Source organism: Myxococcales bacterium, from assembly GCA_022563535.1.
Taxonomy (GTDB): domain Bacteria; phylum Myxococcota_A; class UBA9160; order UBA9160; family UBA4427; genus DUBZ01.
Map to the genome: position 1 here is coordinate 1 of JADFNE010000124.1, position 6,447 is coordinate 6,447.

Annotated in this window: 8 protein-coding genes; 4 read left to right on the forward strand and 4 right to left on the reverse strand. The window is 59.2% G+C overall.

Annotated elements, in window-relative coordinates:
* Nucleotides 1-154 precede the first annotated feature (154 nt).
* Both IH881_19845 and IH881_19850 read left to right on the forward strand, forming a co-directional pair.
* Nucleotides 155-1,204, forward strand: coding sequence for a PAS domain-containing protein (locus IH881_19845; GenBank protein ID MCH7869954.1), 1,050 nt, complete (start codon nucleotides 155-157; stop codon nucleotides 1,202-1,204).
* Nucleotides 1,204-1,590, forward strand: a complete 387-nt coding sequence (locus IH881_19850; protein ID MCH7869955.1) for a response regulator — start codon at nucleotides 1,204-1,206, stop codon at nucleotides 1,588-1,590. The genes IH881_19845 and IH881_19850 overlap by 1 nt, the downstream gene beginning before the upstream one ends.
* 103 nt (nucleotides 1,591-1,693) lie before the next feature.
* On the opposite strand, the gene chrA is transcribed toward IH881_19850, so the two are convergent.
* Genes chrA through IH881_19870 form a run of 4 tightly spaced genes read right to left on the reverse strand, consistent with a single transcriptional unit; the run spans nucleotide 1,694 to nucleotide 4,415 of the window.
* Nucleotides 1,694-2,917: a chromate efflux transporter gene (gene chrA, locus IH881_19855; GenBank protein MCH7869956.1), complete on the reverse strand. Its 1,224-nt coding sequence runs from the start codon at nucleotides 2,915-2,917 to the stop codon at nucleotides 1,694-1,696.
* A 37-nt stretch (nucleotides 2,918-2,954) separates the two neighbouring features.
* Nucleotides 2,955-3,302 carry a 2Fe-2S iron-sulfur cluster binding domain-containing protein gene (locus tag IH881_19860; GenBank protein MCH7869957.1) on the reverse strand — a complete coding sequence of 116 codons (348 nt, stop codon included), beginning with the start codon at nucleotides 3,300-3,302 and terminating at the stop codon, nucleotides 2,955-2,957.
* Complete coding sequence (locus IH881_19865) at nucleotides 3,299-4,087, reverse strand: MOSC domain-containing protein (protein ID MCH7869958.1); 789 nt, start codon at nucleotides 4,085-4,087, stop codon at nucleotides 3,299-3,301. Before IH881_19865 ends, IH881_19860 begins: the two co-directional genes overlap by 4 nt.
* Before the next feature lie 13 nt (nucleotides 4,088-4,100).
* Nucleotides 4,101-4,415, reverse strand: coding sequence for a helix-turn-helix transcriptional regulator (locus IH881_19870; GenBank protein ID MCH7869959.1), 315 nt, complete (start codon nucleotides 4,413-4,415; stop codon nucleotides 4,101-4,103).
* A gap of 141 nt (nucleotides 4,416-4,556) precedes the next feature.
* Between IH881_19870 and IH881_19875 the strand changes: the two genes are divergently transcribed.
* Nucleotides 4,557-5,768 carry a hypothetical protein gene (locus IH881_19875; GenBank protein MCH7869960.1) on the forward strand — a complete coding sequence of 404 codons (1,212 nt, stop codon included), beginning with the start codon at nucleotides 4,557-4,559 and terminating at the stop codon, nucleotides 5,766-5,768.
* A 110-nt stretch (nucleotides 5,769-5,878) separates the two neighbouring features.
* The coding region (locus IH881_19880; GenBank protein MCH7869961.1) for a hypothetical protein at nucleotides 5,879-6,447 on the forward strand (569 nt) is incomplete at its 3' end.

Here is a 6,447-nt window from a genome sequence, read left to right on the forward strand (position 1 = left end):
CCTGGGAAGGAGCCTATGGCATGCCTGACAGCAATAAAGAACTTCGGGAGTCTTATTCCCTGCTGACCAACGTGGTCAATTCATCCCCTGACCTCATCTTTGTCAAGGACTTGAATCTGCGCACCTCATTTGCAATACAGCGTTTGCAGCTGCAGTGGGCAAGAAGCCAGAAGACCTCGTGGGCCTGACCGATGTAGAAAATGGCTGGGCTCCCGAATTGGTCAAGGGCAACCCAGAAAAAGGAATTCGGGGGTTCGAGGCCGATGACCTCGCAGCGCTGAGTGGCAAAGCGGTGCACATCGAGAGCGAACCCGTCAACGTCGGGGACGAAATCCGGTTCTTCGAAACTAAGAAGCTTCCATTGCACGACTCCAAGGGCGTGATTATAGGCGTACTTGGGGTGGCGCGAGATATTACCGATCGGATTCGGGCTCAGGAGGAACTCGCGCGCTACCGAGACCAGTTGGAGGAGATGGTTGACCAGCGAAGTCGAGAATTGGAACTCTCCCACGAGGCGTTGCGCCGTGCGGAGAGGCTCGTCTCGATCGGAACACTCGCGGCGGGCATTGCTCATGAGATCAATAATCCGCTCGGGTTGATTCTACTCCGTGCGGAGAACGCACTTCAAGTCGAAGATTCGGCTGGCTACGCCGAGGCCCTGCGAGGTATCGTATCTGACACTCGGCGCTGCAAGCACATCGTAAAGAACGCGTTGAAATTTTCTCGGGAGGAGCCGGGGGAGAAGTGGAGGATGGGTCTCAACGAGGTGGTACAGAGTTCATGCGATCTCACCCGTGAATTCACGCAGCAGAACGGTGTCGCGATCGAATTGGATCTCTCTGGCGAGGAGATAGTGATCTCCGGCAATTCGACGGAGTTGGAGCAGGTGATCGTGAACCTGATCCACAACGCCGTTCAAGCCAGCACGGCAGGTTCCGTTATCCGGCTTCGCACCTCTTCGGTTGCGGGGAACGCGCGCCTGGAGGTCTACGACCATGGTCGAGGGATGAGCCCCGAGGAGCAGTCGAAGGCATTCGATCCCTTCTATACAACGCGTGCGGCCCGCGGCGGGACCGGCCTCGGGTTGAGTGTCTCCCACGGTATCGTCTCGGAGCATGGTGGGAGTATCGACGTCGAGAGTGCACCTGGCGAAGGCACCCGGGTGACAATCATCCTGCCTGAAATTCGAGCGGAAGCAAGCTGATGGCGCAAAAGCTCAAGGTTCTCGTGGTCGACGATGAGTCCAGCTACTGTGAGCAGCTATCGCTCATTCTTCGCAGATCCGGACACGAGGTCGAATCTGCTTTGGACGTCAAGACGGCCAGGGAGACGGCACGGCGCTTCAATCCCCAAGTGCTCCTGATCGATTTCATGCTGAAGGATGAGGTCTCTGGTCTGGAGCTCGCGCGCGACCTCCAGGCGTCCAATCAACATCTCGCGACGATTTTGATGTCGGGGTACCTCGCGGCGGAGCTGCGCGGTGACGCTCACAACCAGGGTGCGGTGGCTTTCCTGGAGAAGCCCTTCGAATTGTCGGAGCTGCTGAATGCGATCGACAAGGCCGTGCAGTCGTCGTTGCCGTCCGGTTGAATTCAGGGAACCAAAGAGTCGTTTCTTCGCACGACTCTCTGTTCTGTCAGTTCTCAGATTCGATACATCGCGAACATGCTGAACTTCTCCCTTTGACGGACGTCTACGACATTGCCACTGCATGGAGCACCCAACCGCCAAGCGCGGTCAGGATCACCACCAGCCAGGGCGGGGTCTTCCAGAACACCAGCAGCGTGAACGCCGCCAGGGCCAGACCGAAATCCGTCGCAGACAGGATCGCGCTGGTCCAGACCGGGTCGTAGAGGGCCGCGAGTAGCAGACCCACCACGACCGCGTTGACCCCCAGCAATGCGTTGCGCACTGCTCCGATGCGGCGCAACGCGTCCCAAAACGGCATGGCCCCGATCACCAGTAGAAACGACGATGCGAATATCGCTAGCAGACAGATCAGTCCGCCAACGATTCCGTTCGGCGCGCCGGTCATCACCGATCCCAGATAGGCCGCGAAGGTGAACAGCGGTCCCGGCACGGCTTGCGCGGCGCCGTACCCCGCCAGAAATGCGTCCTTCGTCACCCAGCCCGAGGGAACCACCTCTGACTGCAACAACGGCAGCACTACGTGCCCGCCGCCAAACACCAGCGATCCGGACCGGTAGAAGGAATCGACCAACGCCATGGTTTGGGATGGAAATGCCGTGGCCAATATTGGCAATCCGATCAAGCCGGCAAAAAACAACGCCAGCGCGGTGATTGCGATGCTCCGATTGACCTGAACGCCCAAATCGACATGATCTGTCATCGCATCGGCGCGCAAGATGGCCCACCCGACAAAACCACCGATCACAATTGCGCCAGCCTGTGTAAAGGGCGAGGGGACCGCAAGCACCCCGATGGTCGCCAGGGCCGCCAGGGTCGCCCGCTTCGCGTCGGGGCATAGGTTGCGTGCCATGGTCCACACGGCCTGCGCCACCACGGCAACGGCGACGACCTTCAACCCGTGCAAGGCGCCGGACCCAACCGCGTCACCAAATTCCATGACCCCATATCCGAACAAGATCAACGCAATGGCGGACGGCATGGTGAAGGCGAGCCAGGCGGCGACGGCGCCCGGCAAACCTGCCCGCGAAAGGCCTATGCCAATGCCGACCTGGCTGGACGCGGGTCCCGGCAGAAATTGGCACAACGCCACGAGATCGGCGTAAGCGCGTTCGTTGAGCCACTTGCGACGCACTACGAATTCGTCGTGGAAATAACCGAGATGTGCCACCGGTCCGCCAAACGACGTCAACCCCAATCGCAGAAACGCCAAGAATACAGCGACGGCGGATCGTTGTTCGTCGGCCTCGGTCTCATTTTCATCGGTCATTCAATTGCGCCTCCGAGAGCAGGGAAAACAGTGCGGCCTAAATATCAAAGTCGATCCAAAGCGGGGCAGAAGACGAGGACTGCGCCTGGCAAGCAAGGACGTAGCCGCGTTCAGTATTTCGTTTCGACAGCGCCCGAGTGGACGCCATGGATACGTCGCCACTGCGCAGCCATGACATGCAGGTACCGCAACGTCCTTCGGTGCAGGTATGGGGTGCGTCGATTCCAGCCGCCAACGCCGCCTGCAACAGGGTCTCGCCGGCGGCAATCGGTACGGTGTGGTCCTCGCCATCGAGGGTCAGTCGAAAGCTTTCGACTTTGGCCATTGTGGACGAGGCATTGGTGGGCGGCTCGGGGTCGCGATCACTCTCCTGGCTCTGATTCATTTCAGGAAGATCGGATCGCCCTGGTTGACCCGCCCCCTTTGTATCACGGCAGCGAAAACACCGGCATCGCCGCCATGATTTCGGCCAAGAAGCTGCAGGAGCTTGGGGGTTGCTTCGGCGGTGTCGGGATCGAGGGTGATCATCGTGCATCGCGGGTCGCGCTCAACAATCACCAGTTCCAGATGCTCGCCGATTTTCAAAGTCTTTCCGACGAGTGACAGCTCGTAGAAAGGATCGTCCTGATTGTCCCACTCGATATAAAAGTTGGCCCTGAAGCGGCGCTTGTCGAGGTTCATCCCGAGTTCCTCGCTCAGCTTGGCAACCGCCGACAACGAGATCAGCGACACCGGGCGGGCATCGAATTGCCCCCTCTGGGTGAAATGAACCCGGAGCGACCGGCCGGTGATTTTTTCAAGGTCCGCGATGAAGACCGGGTCTCGGATGTCGTCGTAGCTCACACCCTCGGGCGTCTCCACGCTCACCTTGAACGCATCCTCCTCCGGATAGATGGGGTCGATGCCGGGTTCCCAGTCATCATAAGTGGCCTGCAGATTCCCCGGGAGCAGCACGCCCTCGCTCGACGCGTAGCTGGCCTTGTAGAGTACGTACTCTTCCTGGTCGCGTGCGGTATGCCACGGATGGCTAGGATCGCCGTCAGCCGCAACCACGCCATAGATCCGGTCGCCCATCAATCCGGTGAAGGCAGTGTAGGTGTGAGGAATCTCCTCACCGCGCATACTCTTGACGGGATAGCGCCAGATGCTTTCAATGGTTCCTATTTGCATTTGCGTGGTTGCCTCATGAATGGCTCTCAGAGAATTCCCCGATTAGCTCTTGCACTTTGCCCTTGGCGTCGGCCAGCGCGGTACGACCCTGCCTGGTGATCGTGTAGAGACGCCGCGCGCGCTTGCCGGGTCCCTCCTGCCGTTGCTTGAGATATCCTTTGCGCGCCAACGCGTGGAGCATCGGGTAAAGGGTTCCCGGACTGATTTCGTAGCCGTGCTCGCGAAGCTCGTCGATCATCCAGCTGCCGTAGATGGGCTTCTCCGCGGCGTGGTGCAGGACGTGGAGGCGGATGAGCCCCGAGTAGAGATCTTTGTCGCTGGCGTTCATGGATGTGTTCAGTGTCCGGGTAGAGATATTGTCCTTGATATGTCAATATCGAATTTCGATATCGAGTTTCGATTAGACCGACGCGAATGTCAACCGGGAAATCCTGTGAGGGCGGAGATTTGATCGAGGTGCCGCAAAGCGATGACTGAAGCGACGACACAAGTCTCGGGCAACGCTGGCGCCGGAGGGCCCGGCGGCGAGACCTTCAAGCTCTCGCTGGCAGCCGGTATGTGTTGGGCCATTGCGATGTTGGGTTTGTACGCCCAACCCCAGCTACTCGAATCCATCATGGCGGATCACGACGCCCTCGAAGGCGCCGTGGGGCAGATGTTCTCGTTCGAGAACGGTTCGTTTTTCATCACTCTACTGCTGGCTTCCGGACCCATCGCGAGCATGTCGCGCGCTCGCACAGCGGTTTTCGGAATTGTGGTGCTCGTAGCAGGAAACATCGCCTCCGCGTACGCGGGCAGTTTCGATGCGTTGCTGATGGCGCGCGTCGTCACGGGCATTGGAGCTGGGCTGGTTTCGGCGGCGGGGACCGCAGCAGCAGCATCGTCTCCACAACCGGAACGCGTTTTCGCAATCATCACGGTGTTACACAACATTGTTTTATCTGCAGAATTCAAAGTTATTCCATACGTGAAAACAGAGACCGACCCCACCGGTTGCTACCTCATGATGGCGGCCGTTGGTTTCGCGTCGCTGCCCTTGTGTCGCTGGTTGCTGTCGCCCCGTATGGGAGATGCCGACGAGGGGAGCATGGTGACGCTCTTGCTCTCGGCGCCCAATCGAATGCTTGCAGTGGCTGTCATGGTCGGAATGTTCGTCTTCGAGGCGGGCCAAAGTGGCGTTTTCACATTTCTTGACCAGATCGGAATCCAGGCAGCACTGGATGCGGACCAGAGGGGAACCGTCCTGAGTGTCACGAGTTTCATGGGGCTGGCAGGCGGCGTGCTTGCGGCGTGGTTGGGCACACGCTTCGGTCGCGTCTGGCCGATCTGCATCGGCCTGGGGCTCAACGTTGTTGCGGCAGCTGGACTTGCCGTGTTCGAATCCGAATTTGCTTACAGCGCTCTCAACTTGCTCTGGGGCCTCGCCTACAACTTTCTGGTGCCGTACTTGATGGGCGCGCTGGCGGCGCTGGACGACCGAGGTCGCTGGGCGGTTGCAGGCGACTCGCTCTGGAACGGTGGAGCCGTGCCCGGTCCCTGGATCGCCGCCGTGCTGGTCGAAGAAGCCGGCATGCTCCCGTTAGCGGGCTGGGTATTGGTTACCGGGGGAATCTGTTTGGTGTTGGTTATCGGAGCGCTTCGCCGATTCGAATCGCAGAGCAGGGGCGCGGCCTCGCCGTGAAATTAAAGCCCGTGTTCTCCGAACGTGTGCTTGCGCCCCGCACGCGAATCAGCTCTTGAATGGTTCATCCCCGGGCATTTCATGCGGGGAACTAGTATCGTCTCGCCCCAATGGCCATATCATGGATCGACTTCGGGATCATCGCTGCGTACCTGATGGCAATGCTGGGCATCGGTTACTACATCTTTCGGCGCAATCCTAATTTCGAGGAGTACCTGATCGCCGGTCGTTCGATGACGACGCCGGTGCTCGTCTGCACGTTGGCATCGACCTACTACGGTCTCGACGTGCTCTTCGGCACATCCGAACTCGCCTTCAATAATGGCGTTGTCGCATATTTTGGTTACTCGGTACTTTATTTGGTGCTTTATGCGATCGCGGCATTTGTTCTGAGCAAGCGTCTGCGAACCGCCAATTTCACTTCTTTACCCGAGATCCTCGAGCGGAACTATGGGACCGGTGCTGCCACGTTTGGTGCTCTGGCGTCGATCTTCTATTCGATTCCCGCGCTCGCGCTCTTCGCCCTCGGGCGGGTCTCCGAGGTGATCTTTGGAGTCGACGCGATGATTGGCGCAGCCGCGATCGGATCCATTGCGTTGGTCTACACCTTGTGGGGTGGCCTTTGGGCCGTGGCCATTACGGATACGATTCAGTTCGTGTTGATGTGCGTCACGCTCGC